We start from the raw sequence: 23,200 nt of genomic DNA, 5'->3' as shown, positions 1-23,200 counted from the left end.
ATGGAGAACTTAGAAACCAGCTATATTAGACCACTATTGGAGCAGCGTGCTGATCCATGGATCTATAAACATACAGATGGATATTATTATTTTACCGCATCAGTTCCAGAATACGATCGCATTGAACTACGGCGCTCCGCTTCGATTGCCGGTTTGAATGAGGCGCAGCCTGTCGTAGCTTGGCGCAAGTATGCCGATGGGCCGTTAAGTGCTAATATTTGGGCGCCGGAGCTGCATTTCGTTGCAGGCAAGTGGTATATCTATTTTGCTGCGGCCAGAACGACAGAAACGAAGGAAGGCCTATTCGATCATCGCATGTTTGTGTTGGAAAATAGTTCGGCCAACCCTCTTGAAGGGGAGTGGGAAGAGAAGGGGCAGCTGCGCACCGAGTGGGAGAGCTTTGCACTGGATGCAACTTCCTTCGAGCATCGCGGCCAGCGATATCTCGTCTGGGCGCAAAAAGATTTAAATATACCAGGGAACTCCAATTTATACATTTCCGAAATGAGCAGCCCATGGACGCTTCGCGGCAAACAGGTCATGATTACGACGCCGGAATATGATTGGGAAATCATCGGCTTTAAAGTCAATGAAGGCGCCGCGGTGCTGAAGCGGAACGGACGCATCTTCATCAGCTTCTCCGCAAGCGCAACAGATTTCAATTATTGCATGGGTTTGCTGACGGCTTCGGAAGACGCCGATCTGCTGGATCCACAATCATGGGCGAAGTCCAAGTCGCCTGTTCTGACCACGGATGAAAGCATCCGACTTTTTGGCCCCGGACACAATAGTTTCACTGTATCGGAGGACGGCACACAGGATATCTTCGTCTTCCATGCGAGAAATTATAAAGAAATAGTGGGCGATCCGCTCTACGATCCGAATCGGCACACTTTTGTACGTGTACTAAAGTGGCACGCGGATGGAACGCCGGATTTTCTTGGCTCCGTATCAGGCGCCTAGAACGGTTAAGCCAATCTATACCCTCTACCTCACTTAGTGAGAGTAGAGGGTTTTTTGACGTCAGGGAGATCCTTCCGCCACCGTTCCGACATGGAAGTCGGTAGTCCATATATGATAAGCTATACATATTAAAGAAGGAGGCGATTGCTGTGATTCAGGTTTTCCCTGCACATACGCGTAATACAACCGATCTGGGCTGGCTTCAGAGCCATAAGAATTTCTCGTTCGGCGATTATTTTGATGAGGATAATGTAGGTTTCGGGGTTATGCGTGTTTGTAATGACGATGATATTGCTGCCGGTCGGGGCTTCGGTCCACATCCACATAGCGACATGGAGATCGTTAGCATCGTTCTCAGCGGTGCAATTAAACACGAAGATAGTTTGGGGCATGTTGCGGTAACGGGAGTCAATGGCGTGCAGCGGATGTCAGCTGGAAGCGGCGTAATTCATGCCGAGTACAATGCGTCGGATACGGAACCGATGAGTCTATTCCAGCTTTGGTTCATGCCGTCTAAGCGTGGCTTGGAGCCATCCTTTGAGAATGTTACCTACGAGCCTGAAGCGTTGGTCAACGCATTGCTTCCAGTAGTTACGCCCGAGGGGGGCGAGCATGCAGCTAAGATACACCAGGATATGAGCATTTACCTCAGTAAGCTGGACGCGGGCAAAGAGCTTGTGTTTAAACAAGGAGAGAATCGACGCATTTATCTAATGCTTATAAGCGGGAAGTTATCTGCTAATGATGCTGTTTTAGAAACGAAGGATAGCGCTCGTATGGAAGCTGAACAGACGGTTGCTATTCGTGCGATAGAAGATACACATTTCATGCTAATCGATCTGCCATAATGAATGATGAAGGAGGGCTATGCGGATGAAGGAAGTCTTTTTAATTAAACATGCAGTGGGCGGTCGAGCGTTCGTAGATACGGGAAAACATCCGATCCCCTACACATGCGAGCATGTTGGAGACCAATGGAAATTTACCGTGCAGATAGAGAAGAAGGAAGATATTGCTGAACTTTTGAAATGGAAAGAGGAACTCAACGTTTTCCTATTTCAGGAGTTTGAGAATGAGCCAACGAAGAAATTATGGTTTTATGTAGGCGATGATTCCGTGCACTATTCAGAGGAAAAAGGCGAGTTAACCATAGTATCAAAGTCTCAAATCGTATACATTCCTGATCAGTTTAGTGCGCAATTGTAACTCAACATAGGGAGAGCTGCGCAGGTGTCAGAGGCTTGCGGGGCTCCCCTTTATCGGATTGGAGCAGCACCTATGAAAGTGCAGGATCAATTACTGGAGAAAGCTGTGCCTTTTATCAAGGAATGTTATAGTGAATTAGGTCAAAGCTCGGGCAAAATCGAGGCTCGTCTTGCTGAAATTACCGAAGCCATTAGGTATAAAGGTTACTACGAACATACCCTTCAAGAGCTCGAGCATGGGGCTAAAATGGCATGGCGCAACAGCAACCGTTGCATCGGGCGATTGTTCTGGGAAACACTGACGGTACACGATGCTCGTTATATAGAAACAGAAGAACAGATGGCTGAGGCCCTATTCCGTCATATTGAAACGGCAACCAATGGCGGCAAAATCCGCCCAGTGATTACGATTTTCCCACCTACGCATGATTCGGCTCAGGGAGCCTTTATTCATAATGACCAATTGATCCGTTACGCAGGCTATGAAACTGACAATGGGATTCTCGGTGACCCAGCTTCTATTCAAATAACTGCGTTATGCCAATCGCTTGGATGGCAGGGGGCTGGGACGCCTTACGACGTGCTGCCGCTTGTTGTTCAATTGGGAGATCGGAAACCGAAGCTGTTTGAGATTCCTGCTGAACTCGTCCTGGAAGTGGATATTATACATCCGGATATAGCAGCGTTCAATGATTTGCATCTCAAATGGTATGCGGTACCGATCGTATCGAATATGTACCTTGAAATCGGAGGGATTCACTTCCCCTCTGCGCCATTCAATGGATGGTACATGGGCACCGAAATCGGGGCGCGTAACTTTGCAGATCAAGCGAGATATGACATGCTGCCGCGTGTAGCGTCTATCATGGATTTGGATACTCGGCGTGATGCTTCTCTTTGGAAAGATAAGGCGCTTGTTGAGTTAAATGTGGCTGTGCTGCATTCTTATCAACAGCAGGGAGTAGCTATTGTGGACCATCATACGGCGGCAAGGCAATTTAAGAGTTTTGAAGAGAAAGAGCAGAAGGTCGGTCGTGATGTCACGGGTGATTGGTCGTGGCTAATCCCGCCGCTATCCCCAGCGACGACGCATATTTTTCATCAGCATTATTCAAATGAAGTGAAGCTGCCTAACTTTTTTTACCGGCATGAGGGCTGAGCAGTCGGATTGTGGGAGGGAGAACCGCTCACATGGCGTTAGAGAAAATCCGGCAAGAATTAGAAGATGGATTTCGCTGCGTCATTGACACTGATCGTTTCCGTTAAAGGATAGCACCAAAAAATCGTGTAGTCGGATCCCCGTAATCGGGGATTTATTATTTTCGAATTGACCATCGGACAAAATTGCGAGATTCATAGAATTATGTGTTACTAGAATTATGTTACAAGACATTGAAAAGAGGATTTTATAATGAAAAAAGGGCTTTGGTACGCCATTCTTGCCTATACCGCATGGGGGGTGCTGCCTGTTTATTGGAGGTCTTTTGAGTCTCTGCTTGCAGGTGAAATATTATCTCACCGCGTCATCTGGTCATTCGTATTCATGGCAATTCTCTTACTGATAGGGAAAAGCCGATGGAATGAATTTCGTGAGATGCTTACGAACCGGAAAGCTCTGCTCATGATCGGAATCAGCAGCATCTTAATCAGCTCCAATTGGCTGATATTCATTTGGGCCGTCAATAACGGTCATGTTATCGAGACGAGCTTGGGGTATTATATTACGCCGTTGATAAACATCATGCTAGCGGTCTTGTTTCTACGTGAAAAACCAAGCCGTAGTCAGTGGTTGGCCGTTGTTTTAGCGGGTGCCGGCGTTTTGCTGGCAACCATCGATTATGGCAGATTCCCATGGGTTTCTCTCTCACTAGCGTTTTCATTCGGCCTTTATAGTCTTGTGAAAAAGAGAGTTTCCTACGATGCTTCTATCGGGTTGGCAGGGGAAACCGTCATCGTCTTCCCTATAGCAGTCGCGTATATTGCCTACTTACATTTCACGCATCATGATTCCGCATGGGCATTACCGCCTATCTCTTTAGCGATGCTATTATTGTCAGGTGTAGCAACCGCTTTGCCTCTTCTATGGTTTGCAAAAGCGGCTGCTCGGCTGCCTCTTTCCATGTTGGGATTCATTCAATACATTGGCCCTTCCATTACGCTGTTGTTAAGTGTGTTCTTATTTAAAGAGAAATTTTCACCGGTGCTTCTCATTAGTTTCTCCTTGATTTGGACGGCGCTGATCGTTTATGCACTCGCATCGATGCGAGTGGCGAGGACTTCTGTAGCGAAGTAGGCTTTCAAAAGTGGATTGTTTTAGGAGATACAGAAAAGGGGCTTCCTCAAAAGTCATATTCGGAAAAATGAAATCCAACTTAATGTATTTCGCAGTCTGTCTACTACTTTCATTGGATTAAATCCAATGAAAGTAGGGATTTGGCAGCTTAAAAGTCAATTCCATTGGATTTATTCCATTAGAATAACGAATTTCGAAGCCAGAAAATCGATTCCATTGGAAAAATCCAATGGAAGTATGAATTTCGTTCTGAAGGTCAGCAGGCCCCAAAGGGGCTGTCCGCAAGTAGAATTATCTACTTTTGAGACAGCCCCTTTGTTTATGCATGAACTTGAGGTGATGAGTGAGAAAGGAGAAGAACTAGCTACCTAAAACATATTTAGGAGGAACGTCAATCCTCTATTTTAGGGAATAAGTGTTAAAAGTGAAAATGGCGGAACGTGAGGGCCTTATTTGCTAAAAATAAGCAGATTTGGAGGTAAAACAACGAAATAACGTCTTGTCGTTCCGTTTGTCTCGGAATTCGAGCTTTTTCACCCAAATAGCGGAACGACGTTCCGTAAAAGGGTGGAAAACGCGATAGTCAGGTCTGAGCTTGCTTTAAGCCTATATCTTTCGCGTGCAAAGGTAACCTGTAAACACAAGGGCTTGAGGAGGCGCTGTGTGCAAAAGGAACCCGTAAACACATTAAGGGGCTTGAGTCAGCGCTGAGTGTAAAAGGAACCCGTAAACACATTAAGGGGCTTGAGTCAGCGACGCGTGTAAAAGAAACCCGTTAGCAATTGAAGGACTTGAGGCAGCGCCTCTTATTTGGTAGAGCTGACCTGAAGCAGGTGAGCTTCTTTTGTTTTGTTGAAATGCGTGAGGGTGAAGATGAAATCACCTTTGTAATAGCTGTTCGTGTAGGTGCCAGCCCCGGCACCTACCGCGAGTTCCATGACGATGTAGCCTGCATCGTTGGGCTCACCGCGCTTTTTGACGGTCTCGATGGCTGGCTGCAGCAGCGCCAAAGGCTTCGAGCCCCAAATACTGAGGGAGGTGACAACGGCCTCCTTCGGGTTGCCCTTAGACGGCTCTACCAGCAGCGACAGCTGATAGGCCGGATAGTTCAGCAGCAGCTTAACGCCTGCTGCTGCTGCCGGATCGGCCGCGCCCGCGCCCGCGGCCGACGGTTCCACGGCGGCGTCGCCCGCAGCCGCCGTCTCCGCGGAGGCAACCTGCGGCGCCTCCTGGCCCGCGAGCATGACGCTGGCATCCTGCAGCGTCACCTCGGCCGGTTTGCCCAGCAAGTCTTCGACTTTTTTGCTGGACAAACCGATGAAGCTCTGCAGGCTGGCCTGGCCGCCTGCAAAAAAGCTCCGCAGCAGCGGCGCGCCGTCTGCGTCAAACAGCGTGCCAAGGCCGTCATAGACGCCGGCCTTGAAATCGCCCTTATAGACGAGTTTGCCTAACTCGTCATACGCTTCCCCGGCGCCACTAAGGACGCCGCTCTGGAACGTGCCTTTGAAGAGCGGCACGCCCTTCTCATCGAAGGCGGTGCCTTCACCGCCATACGCGCCAGCGAGGAATTGGCCTTTATATTTGATCAGGCCATTCGTATAAAACTCGGTGCCATCTCCGGAATAACTGCCATTCTTAAAGCCGCCATCATAGATAAGAAGTCCCTTCGCATCAAAAAGCTTACCAGCCCCGTTATATTGACCGGCTGCAAATTCACCCTCATATTGGGCGATGCCGCCCGATGAGAAGAGCTTGCCAGCGCCATTATATAGGCCGCCGTTAAACAAGCCTTCATACAAAAGATCTCCGCTAGGCGCGAACAATTTCCCGGCCCCGCCGTATTTTCCATTTTGAAATTCGCCGATATACTGCACTTTCTGCTGGGGATCGTATTGGGTTCCAGCCCCGTTAAAGACATCACCGGCAAATGCCCCTTTATATTGCAGGGTGCCGTTTTCGTCATACAAGGAGCCGCTGCCTGATTTTTGCCCCTTTTCAAAATCACCTTCATAAGCGGGTTTGCCGTTGCTGTGGAAAAGTTTACCTTTGCCGGCATATTTGCCGTCAACCAGATCCCCCACATAGAGAGAATCCTTTTGGGTACCCACAACTTTGCCATTGCCTGAAAAGCTCGTAAGTTTAGGGGTGTCTTTCTGAAGAACAGGAACACGATTCAACCACTTATTCACGATCGCAGGTGGGCGGATGAAGATAAAAAAGATCAAAACGAGCAGGAACAAAGTGAGGAAAAGAAGCAACCTTTTGGAGACATAATAGGAGCCGATCAAAACGTAGTTTTTCAGTGACGTTTCGCGCGTCTGCAGCATGACCCTAAGAATCTGTTGAAACTTAATGATCGCTAGTTTGGGCAGCCTTCCGACTGTTGCGATGGCTTTCATGATATGGCCAATGAATGGTGCAACGACAGGCTTTAGCACTTTTTCAAGGGTTTTGACCGGCTGGATCTCCAAATCTTCTCACTCCTAGATGGAATTATTAAATGAGGTGTATTTAAAATGGGTTAAGGCACCTGAATGGTCATTTGCCCTGGTTGTTGAATTTGAATGACGCCGCCCCAGTTGCACATGCATTTGGACGTATTGTTCAGAGCGGGCATGTTCGCGACGAGCACAGTCGGTGACCCAGGAGCCCAAGGCGCAGCTGTTACTGGCACGCAGGGCATGGGAGTTAGTACTCCAAGTGCAGCCGCCGTTGCCGCAGCAACCATCGGATTTGCCATTGAATTGCACATCCCAAACGGCATAATGTTCACCATCGGCTTATTATCCATAATGTTGGCAATGGGCATAGCGGTCATCACCATGTTCGCCGGAAGCACCATTAATGTACCAGGCGCCGCACCGAACGAGCATTGCAGCATCGCTCCACCGCAAACGAGGTTTCCCATGCGAATCTCTCCTTCCTTAAACAAAACGCGCCACCGAGCTTCCAAAGTAGGGTATTAAGCATGTTTTTCAATCGTTAAAGTAGCATAATTAGCAATCGCGCCGCGTTTAAGATTGTTTTATATCGTTAAAGTAGTTGAATGGGTAATTAGTTGCAGATCTGGTAGGTGTTAAGCATGATTTTTAGCGTTAAAGTAGCTTAATTAGCAATCGTGCAGCGTTTAAGATTGTTTTATATCGTTAAAGTAGCTGTATGGGTGATTGGTTGCAGATCTAGCAGATGTTAAGCATGTTTTTCAGTGTTAAAGTAGCATAATTAGCAATCGTGCCGCGTTTAAGGATGTTTAATATCGTTAAAGTTGCTGTATGGGTGGGTAGTTGTAGGTCTGGTAGGTATTAAGCATGTTTTTCAGCGTTAAAGCAGCCGAATAAGCAATCGCCCAGCATTTAAGGTTGTTTTATATCGTTAAAGTAGCTGTATGGGTGATTGGTTGCAGATCTGGCAGATGTTAAGCATGTTTTTCAGTGTTAAAGTAGCATAATTAGCAATCGTGCCGCGTTTAAGGATGTTTTATATCGTTAAGTTGTTAAATGGGTGATTGGTTGTAGATCTAATAGGTGTTAAGAATGTTTTTCATCTTTAAAGTGGCCGAATAAGCAATCGCCCAGCATTTAAGGTTGTTTTATATCGTTAACGAAGCGGGAATTAGCGGAAATGAGATGTAGTTAGCTAGGATAAGTATTCCAGTCAAAATTCGCAGACTTCCATTACTTTTATACTACTAGATAAGTATATGAGCAGTCTATTACTATATTCGATAGTTTTCACTATTTTTCTCCAAAAGATGGGTGCGGGAGTGGGGGAGATATTGTACTATAAGAGGAGATGGTTGAGCGGAGGGATTCATAATGATAGGGGTAAAATTTGTGAAGTTGGGGCTTGTGCTGCTGCTAGGCGTGTCGTCGATTGTGGCAGCAGGTTCGGGAGTCGAAGCTGCAACGGTGAAGTCTTTAACCATGAGGGAAGCCGTCGATCAGGGTTTGAAAATAAGTCCCCAATTGCGGGATGCTAAGACCGATATTTTGAAGAAAAAGATAGAGCTGGAGCAAGCGCAGCATGCGGTTAAAAATGAGGAAGCTAAGGCTTCCGGACTATTTGCCAAACCTCGTAATTTAGGTCAGGAATTATCGACTCGTTTGAAGGTGCCTGAAGCACGCAAGCAGCTTTATATCGCGCAGGAAACGCTGCGGCAATCGATGAATACGGCCCGATTTGATGTGCAAAAAGCTTATTTAGCAGCTTATCAAGATGCAGTGGCAGAAGAAAATACTAGGAAGAAAATGGAGGAAAATAAATCTGCCTTGGAAACGGTGAAAAAGAAGCGGAAATTCGGTCTTGCAGATAGTACTGAACAAGAGAAGGCAGATAAGGCGCTGGAGAAGGCGTTATCTGAATATAAACAAGCGCAGTTAACGGCCAAATCTAGTCGTTTAGCGCTGGGCAAGCTGCTGAGTTTGGACATGGAAAATAAAGTCCAGCTCTCGTTTGAGCCGGATTACGCGGATTTGAATCAGAAACAGCTGCCTGCCTACATCGCAACGGCTCAAAAGTCGACGCTTAGTTTGCTGAAGGACACGGAGGACCGGCGGTTAGCGGATGAGAAGCTGAATACGACGCGTGATTTGTACAGCTCTAAGTTTGGATCGGCGCGAATGAAGGTCATGGACGGCATGTATAAGGCTAAAGATGTGGATATGGAGCTGTTCCTAGCTAGTTATGAAACGACACTTTCACAAGTGAAGAAGGATTGGGAAGGCTTTTTCATGCTGCTTGGATTCATTCCTATTCCCAAATCGCTGCTTCAAGGGGAGTTTGACGGGCTGCGTTATTTGGACGATCTCAGGGATGCGCTTCCGATCGCGACCATGGAGCAGAATAAAGCGCTGCTTCAGGAGAAGGAAAGCCGGAATGCGGTCATTGCTGCGGTGCGGCAGTCATTTTTGGAAGCAAAAGGGGCCGAAGAAGGCTATGCGCAGGCCTTGCGTGATAAAGACAATGCGGTAGTCAATCTGGATAAAGCGAACCAGAAGCTGAAGCTAAGTCTTATGAAAACAGATGAGCTGCAGGCTTATAAGGACGCTGTCATTCAAGCTGATCAACAAATCCTATCTGCCCAAATGGGTTATAAAATGGCGCTCGGCAAGCTGGACTTGGATACCGGCGGTGCGGTTGAAAGAACGATAAAGAAAGGTATTCTGCCTTATCGTGACCTCGATGATGGGCTTGCAGCTGTAAAGCCGCAAAAGCCGAAAGCGCCTTTAGGTACTTGGAAACTGAAGCCTTCGGTGGGCACGCTGCTTAGTGATTTCAGTGTGAAAGTAAATAAAAAGCTGGGCGCTACGGAGTACGCGGTTTTTACGAAAGAAGGCCGTGCGATTGGGAAGCGGACGAAAATCAACAAGCCTGTGCGTAATTTATCGCTCAAGTTTAGTTCAATCGATCAGCTCAAGGTTGTGTTGTACAAAAAAGGGAAAAAGATCGACGAACTGCCTCTGGAGGGAAAAGGCAATTCAGGGCAATTAGTAGTTGTAACTGCCGAAGATGGAGCGTCTGGCGGAAATTCAGGCAGCGATTCAGGCGGTGACAAAGGGGACGGAAGCAGCGGCACAGGCGAGAACGGCTCAGGTTCAGCCGAAGAAGAGAAGGGGCTAGGAACCGTCATCATCGGTTCCTACAAGGTGCAGCTGGACGCGCTGACCCCAGCGGCCTATAACGCTGCAGCAGCCACGATGACGAAGTCGGGGCAAGGGATTTTTTATAAATCGGATGAGCCTGGGGCGGTTTGGATCGGCATGGATAATGCCGTAGACCCTAGCGCGCTAACCGATCCAAGCAGTTCAGCTGCCCTGACGAAGGAAGCAGCAGCTGCTTTGAAGGTCACCGTCGAGATCGCGAAGCCGGGAGCTATTGCTTCTTTGGAAACACCCGCACAGCTGCAGCAGCAGATCGATACGCTGAAGAAAGATATCGTGAAGCTGGAAGCGGCCAAAGAAGCAGCCGTAGCGGATTTGAAGCTGAACGAGATCGCTGATCTGGCTGTGCAGCTGAAGGATGCGCAGGCTCAGCTCGGGATGCTGGAGGCGCTGCTGAAAGGCGACAACGGGGCAGCTCTCAAGCAGATGGAGCTGGTGAACAACCCGGACGCGCTGATTGCAGCGCTGTCCGAGGAGGCCGCACCGCCGGTCGAACCGGGCGGTGAAGAAACCCCAGGCAGCACCGCGCCTGGGAATAGCGAGGCCAGCGAGGATCAGCTGGCCGAACAGGCCGAGCTCCAGCAGCAGAAGCTGGAGCAGGCCATCGCCGCCGGCGAGCCAGAAGCGGCAGCAGCTCAGCTGCAGCCGCTTCTGGCGGCGCAAGCGCAGCTCGCGGATGCGCAGACTGGCGCTTCCGTTGGTCTGGCTTCGCTCAAAGAGGCGAAGCTGAAGCTCCAAGCTGCGCTTAGCGCAGCGCAGCAGGATCCTGAGCGGGTCGCGACGCTGACCCGCGCAATAGAAGCCGTCGACGAAGCGATGCATTCGCTGCAGAAGGATGCGCTGTTCGCGCAGCTTGACGCTGTGCAGGAGCTGGCGGCTGCGCTGCCGCCAGCTTCAGCCGTGCAGCAGCAGCTGGAACAGCAAATAACCAAGCTGCTGGAGCAGCTCCAGCAGCAAGAGAAGGCCAAATACACGCCTGAGGAGCTGCAAGCTCTGGCAGAAATCTCAACCACTTTGGCTAACATCACAACAGTAGACACAAGCTCTTCGTCTGGTTCTGACCCAGAATCCAGCCTTGTTCCCGTCACGATTCAACCCATTTCGGCAGAAAACGTACTTTCTCCCAATATTTTCATCAAATTCGACGTTCCGCCTGTTATAATAAACGGGCAGGCCTATTTACCTATAAGATCCGTGTCCGAATCTTTCGGTGCGGCCGTTGATTGGGATCAAGAAAGCCTTACCGTTACGGTAAGTACGGAATATGCGACCATCACTAGCCGTATTAATAATACTACGGCATATATAGACGGCGAGCCCACCCAGATCGATGGACCCTCTTTGCTGCTCGCAGGAAAGACCTATGTGCCGCTAAGGTTCATATCCGAGTCCTTAGGACTTCAGGTCGACTGGCATGCACCTACTCAAATCATTCAGATTTCTAATTAAGAGGAGATTAAAGAGCGATGAAGAAATCGATTGCGGCATTGCTGCTAGTACTGCTGCTTCTGGGTGCTGCCGGTACTTATCTTAGTCTAAACCGGGATAGCTTTACGCTATGGCCCTTTAACCAAAGCATGCCATTCGATGGTTTGTCGAAGGCTGTCTCTGATCATCAAAACAATTTGTTCGTTATCGATAATGCCAAAAAAACCATTCACAAGCTGAACAGTCAGGGTGTTCTACAATTCTCCATCACAAGTGAGATCGGGAAGAACGGGGAAGTGTATCGCTTTAATGATATGGCTGTCGATGACCAAGGCTACCTCTATACCATCCGTACACTGCTAGATCCGTACGGCATTGCAGTCAAATCCGAGCAAATTGTTCGTTATAAGCCTGATGGGCAGTTTGATCGGAGTTTGTTTACAGAAGAATATGATTCACAAACAAAACGATACAGACTGGGTTCCTTGCGAAATGTTCAGGTTCGTGAAGGTAAGGTGTACTTTTTCAACGATGAGGTAAATCAATTAACCCTATATCAGGCCCCAGTTGGAGAAATTTCTTCCTCTGAGCCGAAGTCCGTTTACACGATTAAGCTTCCGGAGAATAAATATGTTTCCGAGGCAGACGGATATAAGCCAGGTGAGATTTATTATTCAACACGCAGCGGGGAAATTTATCGCGCTTTTAGCGATGGACGCTCGGAGCTAGTTTATCCGCTTCCGGGTCTTGACCGTACAAGACGTAATTTTCCGGAGAGCTTGCATGTGGATAATCAGGGACGGCTTATTTTCATCGATTTCAACAGCAAATCGATCTCTAGGCTTGATCCCAAGCAGCCCTACATCATCGAAGGTCTTGTGAATGAAACTAAAGCCAAAGCTAACGGCGTGGAGCTTGCCTTCGATGCAACGACTAGCAGTATCGGCCAAGATGGCAGCCTCATTATTGTAGAAACAGCTCAAATTAATCGCCTTCTTCCGGATGGAACGATTACCACTTCCATGGTAGAGGCACAGTATAGCGAAGCTGTGAAGACAAAGGCCATTCTGCTTTGGTCCATCGTTATTGCAGGAATTTTGCTTGTATTGTATGCAATCAAATTAGTTTTCTTCAACTTACTGCAGCGGCGTCTGCCACTTATGATGAAGCAAATTTTCATTTTAGTGCCGGTCATTGCGGTTTCGATGATTCTTCTATCTACCGTCATTTACACTAGCTTCTCGACGAAAATGGAAGAAGAAACGTTCAGTGAGCTTCTCTTACTGGCCAAAAACGGTCAAAACTTGATTGACGGCGATAAGTTGGAGAGTCTTACTTCACCTCTAGATTACAATGGGTCAATTTATCAATCGTTCCGTAAAAAGATTCAATCTGTCTTCGATAATAATGAACAAGATGATAATCAAGGCTTTTACAAAGCGGTTTATAAATACGAAAATGGCGTCATTTATCGGATTTTGGAAGATGATGACGGGATGCATATGTTCAATCCATTTCTACAAACACCCGAGAATCAGCAGGTCGTGCTGCAAGGCAAGCCGGCGACAGGCCAATGGCAGGATTTCTCCGGGGAGTGGAGATATGCGATTGCTCCTATTTTTAATTCAGCGGGTAAAATTGTCGGTGTATTCGAAACAAGTAAAAACTTGGACGGCATCCTCAAGCACCGCCAATTGGTACTCCAGTCGATCATTCGCAACATTGCTTTTATTTCGATAGGCTTACTGCTCGTTCTCTTTCTGATGACCTATGTGCTGCTTTCTTCGATTCGTAAGCTCCGCAATAGCGTTGGCGAGATTGCCAAGGGGAACTGGGATGCGGTTGTTACGATCAACACAAGGGATGAAGTGTCTGACCTAGGTGACAGTGTCAATACGATGGCTGCTCGCATTCGAGATTATATCACCAAGGTAGAAAATTTTAGCCAATCCTACTATCGCTTCGTGCCGCAGCAATTTCTGCGTTTTCTGAATAAAGAAAGCATTCTGGATGTCGAGCTTGGCGATCAGGTGGAGCAAAATATGTCCATCTTAATTTTCAATATCCGAGGCTTTTACCAGCTGTCCAAAAGGCTTTCGCCGGAAGAGAACTTCAACTTCGTCAATTCATTTCTGAAAAGATTCGGACCTTATGTGCGCAATCATCAAGGTCTCATGAATAAGTACCTGGGCGCGGGCTTCATGGCGTTATTCCCGAATCAAGCTGATGAAGCGCTGCGAGCTTGTATTGAGATGCGTAGGGAGCTGGACATCTATAATTCTCATCGAGCTAAAGTGGGTTATAAGCCAGTTGATTTCGGCATTGGTTTGCATAAAGGACCGCTCCGACTAGGGATCATTGGTGAAGAACAGCGTCTGGAAGGCAATGTGATTTCCGATGGTGTTAATTTGGCAACGATGCTGGAGAAAATGACGGAACCGCTAGGGGCTTCGATTCTCATTACCGATTATGTGGTTCAATCGTTAGAGCAGCCAGACAGCTTCCACTATCGCAATTTGGGATTAATTCAGGTAGAAGGGGTCAAAGAGCCGCTTCATCTGTTCGATGTGTACCAGGGTGATCCGGATACGATCCGAACTCTGAAGGATAAAACCAAAGCTTTGTTCGAGCAAGCTGTAACCTACTACCAAGTAGGGCGTTTCTATGATGCGCGGGAAGCATTCTTAATGGTCATTAAGCAAAATCGTCAAGATAAAGCAGCACAGCTGTATTTCTATATTTGTGATGAATACTTCCAGAACGGTACAACAGCAGAGTGGAATGGGACATTATCTGTTTCTTAATGTGAAAGAGGCGATCTTAGCATGCATGTACACGAATTAGCAACGGAAAAGGATGCATTTCGAATTACAGAGTTCTATTTGTCTTCGGATTCTTTTGATGACCAGCGGCATACTCCGGGAGAGCTTGATCATTTCCGCAATGCTCCCCTCCTAAGCTTAACGCAGCGCAATCATCGTCATTGGTTTATTGAGAACGAATCAGGCGAGATTATTGCGGTTACCAGCTGCAAAGAAAATGAGCATCAATCCGGAGGATTTCTGTGGGATTACTTAGCTGTACACCGCGAGTACCGCAGGCACGGCTTTGCGAAGATATTATTTCAAGCGTTGGAGACGTTCGCCAGGTTAGCGGAAGGACGATATATTCTTACATACACCTGTGATTTGCCAGAGTACCAGCCCATCCAAAAAATGTTTAGAGCGAATGGTTTTGAATTAATCGGCACTTATCCGAATTACTATTATGAAGGTGAAGCCAGGTTGGCTTTTTACAAACCACTGTTAAACAACAAATGAAATAATAGATTGGACCTGATGATATGCAAGGAAGCTTAATCAGATGGATGGGACTGCGCACAGAAGATATTCGGAAGCTATGGATGATGCTGCCGATCTTTTATTTTAGCGGGATTGCTGAATCCTTGAACTATACCGCGTTCATGGCGCTTTTTAACCAACGATTCGGTGTGCAGTATTTACCTTATATCTATATCGTAGAAGCGGCAATCATGCCCCTAGAGGGTTGGCTCTTAGCGAAGCTGGCGAATCGGCTGCCTAAGGCCAAAATGATGACTACGCTCTACCTCATCATGATAGGATTGCTGCTCCTCAATGGTGCGGTGCTGCTTGGATTTAAGCTTGGCGGTATTGATTTCCGGTATTACTACCCGATTCTATTCTTGTCTTCCAACTTTGTCGTGAGACAGCTGACGCTGCTGCTTTGGAGTACAGCCTTTGATCTGTGTCCCACCCAGCAGGCCAAAAGGTTAATGCCGGTGTTCATCGCTTCGACGACGACCGGCGGTATTACGGCAGGCTTGATCGCCCACCAAATTGGTAAACTGCTTGGTACCGAAGCTGTGTATGCGCTTGCTCCAGTATTGATGGTGTTCGGCTTCATCTTTTTCCGCAAAGCGTTGGCGCGGTATTTGGTGCCTTTGACGCTGAAAGAGGACAAACGGCTGAAGGCACAGGGCGAATTAAGTCCAAGCGAAGAGAAACAGCAGCCTGCTGGCTATTATGCGAAACAGATGCTGAGCAGCCCGTTCCTGCTTTGCGCCATTGCTTTGATGACGCTTATGCCTGCGGTTTATTTTATGATCGAGTATCAGTACTTCACGGTTGCTGAGAGCAAGTTCCCCAAGGAAGGCGATCTAACCTCATTTTATGGATTAATTACCGCTATTCAATTCACGATCTGCTTGCTTCTACAAACGGTGTCTACCCGCTTAATGAACTGGCTGGGCGCGAGCAATATGCTGCTGGCGATTACGGTTATCTTCCTTGGCGGCTTTGGGCTTACCGCTTTATTTCTGAATCAATCGCTGGGGCTCGTGATGGTATCCGGCTCTTATGCCGTTTTTTATATTCTGCTGTATTACATTGCGGAGCCATGCTATCAGCTCTTTTTCAAAATGATGCCTATCGGAAAGCGCGACGGATATCGTTATTTTGCTCAGGGTGTGGCTGCTTCGGGCGGGATCTTAATCGGTTCGCTGCTATCCTTGCTGCATTCGTTTGGCCTAATTCAGCTGTCCCCTCTTGCCTGGGTAGGTGTAGTTGTAGCGGCTATTCTCGTCGTGGTGGCTTGGTTCGGAAGGAATCTGTACATTCGTGAACTGGTCAAAAGTGTGCAATCTTTGCATGCGGATCTTTCAGATATTGCGGACTCCTTTATTGGGGGCATTCGCAGCTCCAAAGCTTTATCCTCCATGCTCGGCTATCTGAAGCATCCGAATGATTATGTGCGAGAGCTGGCTCTCGAAGTGATTGGTAAAGCGAAAGATTCCGCGTTCCTGCCGCAGTTGATCGGAATGATCGGTGAGGAAAGCTCAAGAATCCGCATTGCTGTGCTGCGGGCGATGAATTTGCAAGGGGCAACGATTCAGGATCTCGTGCAAGTCGCCTCGTTCCTGGAAGATGAGGACCCTGAGGTGCGTGCGGAGAGTGTGAAGTTGATTTCAAAAGCAACACATCTCAAAAGCCAATCGCATTTCTTCATTCGTGTTAAGCTGCTAGACAACCATCCGAAGGTTGTGCACGAGGGCGTTAAGGCGCTTTATGCGCTGGAAAGTGAAGAAAGCTATCAAGCCTGTGACGAGGCGATTATTAAAATGCTCGATAACGGTGGTGAATGGGCGGTTTATGGCTGTCACACTGTCGCTGATTTGAAGCTGGATTCCTATTCAGCATGGGTGTTATCGCTGCTCGATGATCATCGTCCTGCTGTCAAAGTTGCCGCTGCGCACTGTATTGGCAAGCTTCAGCAGGAGGATGCAATTCCCCACCTCTTGTCAATGGTGCCGCTAGCAGATCAAGAGCTGCGCAAGGCTATTCTCGAGGCTTTCGTAGATATGGGGGCAAAGGCCCTGCCAGCCTTGCTGAACGGTGTGAATCATGTGAATCCGTTTATATGGAATTCGGCGGTTACAGCGCTTGCTGAGCTGCTGGATGAAAGTAAATTACGTTCAGAGTTAGTTGATCGCTGCGTTAGTCGCATGCTTGCTTCCACGCAGGAACGCGCTCTGCCGGCTGCTCTGCAAGAGCTGGGGATGCAGGGGCTTGCGGAGCTTGCCAACCAGCGCTGTGAAGAGCTGCATAATGCGCTGGTTGGCGGCGCGTGGGCGGTAATGGCCAAGTTCGTAGATGAGCGTGTGGTTACGACACTCCGCGAAGCGACTCAAGACGAGAGTGACGAGGTTCGTGATAATGCCTTGGAAGTACTTGCTGAGGGGCTCGGCGATCGCAGATTAGCCTTGGCTCTGTTGGAATTATTAAAGAAAGAGACTGTGAGAAGCAGTGGAGCAATGACGGAGCCGCTTCTCATTTTACAAGAAGCTAAGAATTGGTCAGATGATTGGCTTCGAGATATTGCTGTTTATGCACTAAGTTCACTGGAGCGTGCCGATATGAAGGAAGATCGCAAGTTTTTAACGATGCTGGATAAAGTTATTTTCTTGAAGCAGGTTTCCCTATTCGCGGACCTGTCCGTGGACGAACTAGGTTTAATTGCAGGGATTGCAACGGAAGAAGTACATGAGGATCTAACTTATTTATTGCGCCGTGGTGAGAGGAATGCAGCCATGTATCTCATCATTGAAGGCAATGTTGAACTGAGCAATGAGACAGGTATTGGGGAGACGGTAACGATTGGTGTACTAGGACCGAAGCAAGCGTTCGGCGAAACAACGGCATTAGACGGATCGCCTTCCTCGATTACAGCTCAAGTGATTTTCGATGAGGTGCGTGTGCTCACTTTGCAAGGGGAAAGCTTGTCTCGGTTAGTGAGATTATACCCAGAGATCGGGATTGGGCTGCTTCATGCTTCTAGTGCCAGAGTGCGGTTGCTCGAAAATATGCTTTTGAAAATGGCTTAAATAGCTTATTCGGTTATTCGGCTAGTGGCTTCAGTAATCAGCGTCTGGGAGGGTGAATGTCGTGTCAGCAGAGTCCATCGTTTTGAGCAATGATCTGAAGGAACTGGAACGGCTAGGTGTATTCTTGCGAGGCTTGTCGGGGATGATGGGCATGGATGACCATACGTTGTACCAAGTGAATTTAGTCTGCGACGAGCTTGTGACGAACATCATTCTCTATGGATATCCGCCTGGTGAAACCCGTATGCATACGATCCGCATTGATTTGGGGCTTGTTCCTGATGGTTGGGAGCTTCGAATGACAGATCGCGGAGTGCCTTTTAATCCTCTGTTGAAGTCTAGTCCGACTGTGGATCAGAGCTTGGAAGATCGAGGGATTGGCGGTCTCGGCATCTACTTTGTGAAGCAGGTAATGGATGACATTGTATATGAACGCTTGAATGAGGAAAATGTTCTAATGATGAAAAAATGGCGTATCAAGGAGGAGGGAATATCATGATGATAACCGAGCAAATGCAAGGCGATATCGTGCTGCTGAGCTTAAACGGCCGACTGGATGCGAATACATCCGCGAGCTTGGAATCGGCTTTTGCAAAACTAGTTGAGCAGGGGAAGGGCAAGTTCGTGTTTGATCTTCAAGGACTTGACTATGTCAGCAGCGCAGGGCTCAGAAGCTTACTTGCTGCAGCCAAAATGATTAAAGTCATTCAAGGCAAGCTGGCGCTGGCACGAATGAATGAGTATGTGAAGGATGTTTTCGACATGTCGGGATTTAGCCGGATTTTCTCAATTTATGAGACGGAAGCGGATGCTGTCCATGCGATTTCTTAGTACGATGGTCAGGAATCAATGCAAGGCAAATAATAGGGGGCACGCTAGATGAATATAGTTGTAGGTGATCTCCTCATTGTTTGTCTTGTGGTCGTTATTGCTTGGCTATTCAGCGAACGAAAGCGTAGAGCCGCAGAGTTGGAGCTTCGGCGGACAATGCAGCTATTCGATGTGAGCCTGGAAGTGAATTCGACGATCCGCAAGCAGGATTTGCTTCTGAAAATCATGGAAACCTCTTCCCGCATTATGAATGCGGAGGCTTCGTCGGTTATTTTGGTAGATGAGGAAAAAGGGGAGCTGTTCTTTGACCTCGCGCTCGGTGAAAAAGGCGATGAGGTTCGTGAAATTCGCCTCAAAATAGGTGAAGGCATCGCAGGCTGGGTCGCCCAAACCGGCAAATCGGTCAAAATCGACGATGCTGCGCAGGACGAACGCTGGTCGTCGAAGGTAGCGAAACGAGTCGATTATCCGACGCGCAGTCTTCTCTGCGTACCGCTGGTCAGCAAGGGGAAAATCATCGGTGTGCTGCAGGTGTTGAACAAGCGGGATGGCGCTCATTTCTCTGACCGCGATTTGCAGCTTCTCGAGTCCATCGCTTCTCCAACAGCGGTTTCTTTGGAAAATGCCATGCTGTATGACGCGCTGGAGAAGTCGATTCATGCATTGAAAACGACAACGGCCGCAAAGGAACGGATGGAGAGCGAGCTGCGCATTGCCACCGACATCCAGATGGGATTCCTGCCTCGCGGGAGTCTGTGTTTAAGGAGTGGCGGCGCTGAAGGTGATACGAGCAGCTCTGGTGAAGCGGGCGGTCGTGAAAGTGATGCTGCAGTCGCTGTGGAGACACAGGCCATTATTCGTCCTGCTCGTGAAGTGGGCGGGGACTTCTACGACTACTTCTGTATCGGAGCAGATCGCTTGTTCTTCGTGCTTGGCGATGTATCAGACAAGGGAATACCTGCGGCATTATTCATGGCGGTAACCATGACGCTGTTGAAAGGGAAGATGACCTCAGAGATGACACCCGGAGAGCTGTTGACGGCAGTCAATCAAGAGCTTTATAAGGATGACTCGACGATGTTTGCGACGATTTTCTGTGGTTTACTAGATGTACGAACAGGACAGTTAATTTATAGCGATGGTGGTCATTGTCCCCCTTACATCGTAAGAGATGGCGGTGAGGTTGAGTTATTGAAAGGGGAAAAAGGCCTTCCACTTGGCGTCATGGACGACATGGTGTATATGAATAATGAGGTCGTGCTAGGTCTAGGAGATCGCATAATCGTGTATACGGATGGTATTACAGAGGCTGAGGACCGACTTCAAGAACAATATGGCTTTTCCCGCCTCAAGGATGTATTAGTGAAGGAACAATCGAGTGCGCCTGAGCAATTGCTTGGTCAGATGGTGATGGATGTGGATCTATTCGCAGATGGTGCTGTGCAATCCGATGATATTGCCGTGCTCGTTGTGGGCCGCAGTTCTATCAAATTGTAAACTCCGCTGTATAGCGTTGTGATATAGTAAGTAGACAGACTTCTTGCACTCAGGGACAGAATTGTTGAAGTGCAACCATGATTCAATGAATGCTACCATCAAAAGCTCGCTAGGAGGGTTATGCCATGCAAAAATCCCATATTAACCGGCAACCAGATTCTTCTTTGCATACGAATAAAATCAATAAACCGAATCCTTCTGTTACATCCGATTTGATGAATATTCAACGGGCTATTGGCAATCGCGCCGTGGGCAATATGTTGACCATCCAGACGAAAATGACCGTTGGACCAGTTGGTGATGCTTATGAGCAAGAAGCCGATCAAATGGGTAAACAAGCGGCTGAGCATATTACTGCATCTGAAAGTAGTGGGGCATCTAAGCCAGATGTTCAGCGCTCAGAAGGCGGAGAATCTGAGGAAGAAGAGCTGCAGATGAAACCATCATCAGAGTCGATTCAGCGCTCAGAAGGCGGAGAGTCTGAGGAAGAAGAGCTGCAGATGAAGCCATCATCAGAGTCGATTCAGCGCTCAGAAGGCGGAGAATCTGAGGAAGAAGAGCTGCAGATGAAACCGTCATCAGAGTCGATTCAGCGCTCAGAAGGTGGAGAGTCTGAAGAAGAAGAGCTGCAGATGAAGCCATCGTCGGAAGGTGGTTTTGAAGCAGGTGCAGGGATTGAGTCGCAGATTAAAGCGAAGCAAGGAAGCGGGAGCAGAATGGATGCCAGCATTCAAGCGAAGATGGAATCGGCGTTCAAAACTGATTTTAGCAACGTAAATATACATAATAATGCAGAGTCTTCCAAGCTTAACGCGTCCTTAGGAGCGGAAGCATTCGCAACAGGGAATGATGTGTTTTTCCGCGAAGGCCGATACAACCCAGATACACGCGAGGGGCAAGAACTGCTGGGTCATGAATTAACGCATGTTGTTCAACAACGAGGCGGCAAGTAGAGTAGCTATACAAGCGAAATTTTATCCTATAAAGGAGATATGTACGGATGCCACAAGGAAGACAGTCCCTTACCCAAAAGCCGAGCACTTCGCATCAGCATGCACAGCAGTCGTCAATTTCACAGCCAAGTACTTCTGCTTCACAAATGTCATCTGGGACCAATATCTTCATGCAGATGCAGCGTACGGTGGGTAATCGTGCTACGCAAGCTTACGCGAATCAGCTCATCCAGCGTACAGTCCCGGGAACGCAGCCTGTGCTGACTGTGCCAGCGCCTACGCAGACGTCAGCGCCAGCTCCTACCGTGGCGCCGACGGTGGCTTTCCACCGCCGCAGGTCAGGGACAGCAGCACCGCCACAGCCTATGGCATCTACCGTAGCGCCAACCCAGACGTCCACCGTGGCACAGACCCCAGCGCCGACTACAGCAACAACATCACAGTCAACGACTACGGCACAAACGCTGGCGCCAACAGCTGTGACAACGCCACAACCTGGTACAGTACAAACGCCAGCCCCCACTGTGGTAACACCAGTGGTACCTTCTGCCTCTACATTGCATCCTACTGGTGACGATACCAAAGACAATGCGGATATGACATCAGGTGTCACCTCATCTTTTAGTGATAGTTTCGGCAAACGTTCGGATGATTTGAAAGAGTCCTATGATAAAACGAAGGATGCTGGCACAGCGCAGCAGTCAGCTACTATGGGGGCTGTCGCCTCCACGGCAGATCTCATGGGCGGGCCGTTCCAAATCATGAGTGCGATCAGAGAAACAATTACTGCTTCTCGCGAGCGAGAGGGTCATGATAAACGTTTTCAGTATGCAGGTACAGGTTCGACTATGATCGAGGCAAGCGGTAAAATGGTCAGCGGCTCAGCTGGCCTTGTTGATAAGGCAGCTAAATCAACCGGCTATAAGGATGGTGTCGGAGGTTCCTCATCCGTCAGTGACTACACAGGGACGGTAGCAGAAGCGATCTCCGCAGTTAAGAATACAATAATGGCCGTTAAATCGATTTATGATATGTATAAAAAGAGTGTGGACAATGGCGGTCTCGATAAAGGAGAAAAAGCAAAAGGTGTTATCGACGTCATTAGCAATGCGATTCAGGCTGCGCAATCAGGCATCAAAGTGGCTAAAGGCATCATGGATATCATGGAGTCAAGCACAGCTAGCTTGACGGCCGTTATTCCTGGCGTAAGTATCGCTGTAAGCGGTGTGAAAATTGCAATTAAAACCGTTGATGTCATCAAGGCTGGTCTCAACCGTAGGGCAATGACGACCTTGAAACGTGACTTCAAAGGCAAAGCAGGCAATGCCGACGTTCTCAAAGAAAAACGCTGGTATACGAGAAATGATGGTGTAGATAAAGCGAAGCTAGCGAAGAAAAAGCAGGACCTCGAAGTGCTTAAAGCGGGTGGAGATACATCAGCTGCTGAACAATTGGACGAAATTGCAAAATACGAATTAGCGAAAGAAATGAAAAAAATTAACGTGAAGCGAACAGACCGTGGAGCTATTCAAATCGGACTTGAGCTCACGAAGATTGCTGCCGACATTGCTACGCTTACAGGGGTAGGAGCTCAGGTAGGAACGCCGCTGAAAATCGTTGCCACAGGTATTGGCGCAGCGATGCCAATTGCCAGATCCTTGAAGCAAGCTGGACGTGACCGCGCATCGAAAGCTGGCGCTTGGGGTATTACTAAAGCGATATTTAACGCTGATAAATCAACAGAGAAAAAGAAAGAAAAGCGAGCTCATGACACAGAACTTATTTTTGATATGTTCGAGAAGCTTCCGCTTTACGATGAACAGGATGCAGCGTGCGTCGCACGCTACAAACAAGTTGAGAGCTTCGTAGAAGCAGCTGGTGTAAGTCTTCAAGCCTTGTATAAGTTCGATGGCGATGGAAAGAATCTGAAAAAAGCCATTATTGAAGCGATGGGTAAGAGAGAATAGGAG

General features: G+C 48.1%; 17 protein-coding genes. 15 read left to right on the top strand and 2 right to left on the bottom strand.

Annotated features, from left to right (window positions below):
* From ASG85_RS08500 to ASG85_RS08475, 6 genes are all read left to right on the top strand, one after another.
* Complete coding sequence (locus tag ASG85_RS08500) at nucleotides 1–963, top strand: family 43 glycosylhydrolase (protein ID WP_060645936.1); 963 nt, start codon at nucleotides 1–3, stop codon at nucleotides 961–963.
* Nucleotides 964–1,112: 149 nt separating this feature from the next.
* Complete coding sequence (locus ASG85_RS08495) at nucleotides 1,113–1,811, top strand: pirin family protein (RefSeq protein ID WP_057304151.1); 699 nt, start codon at nucleotides 1,113–1,115, stop codon at nucleotides 1,809–1,811.
* A gap of 25 nt (nucleotides 1,812–1,836) precedes the next feature.
* On the top strand, nucleotides 1,837–2,169 hold the full coding sequence (locus tag ASG85_RS08490) for a hypothetical protein (protein WP_060645935.1): 333 nt from the start codon (nucleotides 1,837–1,839) through the stop codon (nucleotides 2,167–2,169).
* Nucleotides 2,170–2,241: 72 nt separating this feature from the next.
* Complete coding sequence (locus tag ASG85_RS08485) at nucleotides 2,242–3,327, top strand: nitric oxide synthase oxygenase (RefSeq protein WP_060645934.1); 1,086 nt, start codon at nucleotides 2,242–2,244, stop codon at nucleotides 3,325–3,327.
* 252 nt (nucleotides 3,328–3,579) lie between these two features.
* Nucleotides 3,580–4,461: an EamA family transporter RarD gene (rarD, locus tag ASG85_RS08480; protein ID WP_060645933.1), complete on the top strand. Its 882-nt coding sequence runs from the start codon at nucleotides 3,580–3,582 to the stop codon at nucleotides 4,459–4,461.
* 126 nt (nucleotides 4,462–4,587) lie between these two features.
* Nucleotides 4,588–4,833, top strand: coding sequence for a hypothetical protein (locus ASG85_RS08475; protein WP_060645932.1), 246 nt, complete (start codon nucleotides 4,588–4,590; stop codon nucleotides 4,831–4,833).
* Nucleotides 4,834–5,267: 434 nt separating this feature from the next.
* Here the strand turns inward: ASG85_RS08475 and ASG85_RS08470 are convergent, their stop codons facing one another.
* Together ASG85_RS08470 and ASG85_RS08465 are read right to left on the bottom strand one after the other, a co-directional pair.
* On the bottom strand, nucleotides 5,268–6,932 hold the full coding sequence (locus ASG85_RS08470; protein WP_060645931.1) for a hypothetical protein: 1,665 nt from the start codon (nucleotides 6,930–6,932) through the stop codon (nucleotides 5,268–5,270).
* 50 nt (nucleotides 6,933–6,982) lie between these two features.
* On the bottom strand, nucleotides 6,983–7,369 hold the full coding sequence (locus tag ASG85_RS08465; RefSeq protein ID WP_060645930.1) for a DUF4280 domain-containing protein: 387 nt from the start codon (nucleotides 7,367–7,369) through the stop codon (nucleotides 6,983–6,985).
* A 907-nt stretch (nucleotides 7,370–8,276) separates the two neighbouring features.
* Between ASG85_RS08465 and ASG85_RS08460 the strand changes: the two genes are divergently transcribed.
* From ASG85_RS08460 to ASG85_RS08420, 9 genes are all read left to right on the top strand, one after another.
* Complete coding sequence (locus ASG85_RS08460; RefSeq protein WP_060645929.1) at nucleotides 8,277–11,570, top strand: stalk domain-containing protein; 3,294 nt, start codon at nucleotides 8,277–8,279, stop codon at nucleotides 11,568–11,570.
* 17 nt (nucleotides 11,571–11,587) lie between these two features.
* Nucleotides 11,588–14,353, top strand: a complete 2,766-nt coding sequence (locus ASG85_RS08455; RefSeq protein ID WP_060645928.1) for an adenylate/guanylate cyclase domain-containing protein — start codon at nucleotides 11,588–11,590, stop codon at nucleotides 14,351–14,353.
* Between the two features lie 21 nt (nucleotides 14,354–14,374).
* Nucleotides 14,375–14,869 (top strand): GNAT family N-acetyltransferase, encoded by a 495-nt coding sequence (locus tag ASG85_RS08450; RefSeq protein ID WP_060645927.1) that lies wholly within the window; start codon nucleotides 14,375–14,377, stop codon nucleotides 14,867–14,869.
* A gap of 47 nt (nucleotides 14,870–14,916) precedes the next feature.
* The gene (locus ASG85_RS08445) at nucleotides 14,917–17,949 is read left to right on the top strand and encodes a HEAT repeat domain-containing protein (RefSeq protein WP_060645926.1); all 3,033 of its coding nucleotides are present in this window, start codon (nucleotides 14,917–14,919) and stop codon (nucleotides 17,947–17,949) included.
* 61 nt (nucleotides 17,950–18,010) lie between these two features.
* Nucleotides 18,011–18,448 (top strand): ATP-binding protein, encoded by a 438-nt coding sequence (locus ASG85_RS08440; RefSeq protein ID WP_060645925.1) that lies wholly within the window; start codon nucleotides 18,011–18,013, stop codon nucleotides 18,446–18,448.
* Complete coding sequence (locus ASG85_RS08435; protein ID WP_060645924.1) at nucleotides 18,445–18,780, top strand: STAS domain-containing protein; 336 nt, start codon at nucleotides 18,445–18,447, stop codon at nucleotides 18,778–18,780. The genes ASG85_RS08440 and ASG85_RS08435 overlap by 4 nt, the downstream gene beginning before the upstream one ends.
* A gap of 48 nt (nucleotides 18,781–18,828) precedes the next feature.
* Entirely contained in the window at nucleotides 18,829–20,277 is a 1,449-nt protein-coding gene (locus ASG85_RS08430; protein ID WP_060645923.1) for a PP2C family protein-serine/threonine phosphatase, read from the top strand.
* A 125-nt stretch (nucleotides 20,278–20,402) separates the two neighbouring features.
* Nucleotides 20,403–21,230: a DUF4157 domain-containing protein gene (locus tag ASG85_RS39040; RefSeq protein ID WP_060645922.1), complete on the top strand. Its 828-nt coding sequence runs from the start codon at nucleotides 20,403–20,405 to the stop codon at nucleotides 21,228–21,230.
* Between the two features lie 47 nt (nucleotides 21,231–21,277).
* On the top strand, nucleotides 21,278–23,197 hold the full coding sequence (locus ASG85_RS08420) for a hypothetical protein (RefSeq protein WP_060645921.1): 1,920 nt from the start codon (nucleotides 21,278–21,280) through the stop codon (nucleotides 23,195–23,197).
* Nucleotides 23,198–23,200 lie beyond the last annotated feature (3 nt).

It is taken from the genome of Paenibacillus sp. Soil724D2 (assembly GCF_001427935.1).
In the GTDB taxonomy this organism is placed as follows: domain Bacteria; phylum Bacillota; class Bacilli; order Paenibacillales; family NBRC-103111; genus Paenibacillus_E.
The sequence above is the reverse complement of the archived record's forward strand: the minus strand, read 5'-3'. Positions and strand labels throughout refer to the sequence as shown.

Bases quoted from the DNA above. Each gene is read 5' to 3' on its own strand.
- ASG85_RS08500 (WP_060645936.1), top strand. From the start codon at position 1: ATGGAGAACTTAGAAACCAGCTATATTAGACCACTATTGGAGCAGCGT.
- ASG85_RS08490 (WP_060645935.1), top strand. From the start codon at position 1,837: ATGAAGGAAGTCTTTTTAATTAAACATGCAGTGGGCGGTCGAGCGTTC.
- ASG85_RS08485 (WP_060645934.1), top strand. From the start codon at position 2,242: ATGAAAGTGCAGGATCAATTACTGGAGAAAGCTGTGCCTTTTATCAAG.
- rarD (WP_060645933.1), top strand. From the start codon at position 3,580: ATGAAAAAAGGGCTTTGGTACGCCATTCTTGCCTATACCGCATGGGGG.
- ASG85_RS08475 (WP_060645932.1), top strand. From the start codon at position 4,588: ATGAAAGTAGGGATTTGGCAGCTTAAAAGTCAATTCCATTGGATTTAT.
- ASG85_RS08465 (WP_060645930.1), bottom strand. From the start codon at position 7,369: ATGGGAAACCTCGTTTGCGGTGGAGCGATGCTGCAATGCTCGTTCGGT.
- ASG85_RS08460 (WP_060645929.1), top strand. From the start codon at position 8,277: ATGATAGGGGTAAAATTTGTGAAGTTGGGGCTTGTGCTGCTGCTAGGC.
- ASG85_RS08455 (WP_060645928.1), top strand. From the start codon at position 11,588: ATGAAGAAATCGATTGCGGCATTGCTGCTAGTACTGCTGCTTCTGGGT.
- ASG85_RS08450 (WP_060645927.1), top strand. From the start codon at position 14,375: ATGCATGTACACGAATTAGCAACGGAAAAGGATGCATTTCGAATTACA.
- ASG85_RS08445 (WP_060645926.1), top strand. From the start codon at position 14,917: ATGGGACTGCGCACAGAAGATATTCGGAAGCTATGGATGATGCTGCCG.
- ASG85_RS08435 (WP_060645924.1), top strand. From the start codon at position 18,445: ATGATGATAACCGAGCAAATGCAAGGCGATATCGTGCTGCTGAGCTTA.
- ASG85_RS08430 (WP_060645923.1), top strand. From the start codon at position 18,829: ATGAATATAGTTGTAGGTGATCTCCTCATTGTTTGTCTTGTGGTCGTT.
- ASG85_RS39040 (WP_060645922.1), top strand. From the start codon at position 20,403: ATGCAAAAATCCCATATTAACCGGCAACCAGATTCTTCTTTGCATACG.
- ASG85_RS08420 (WP_060645921.1), top strand. From the start codon at position 21,278: ATGCCACAAGGAAGACAGTCCCTTACCCAAAAGCCGAGCACTTCGCAT.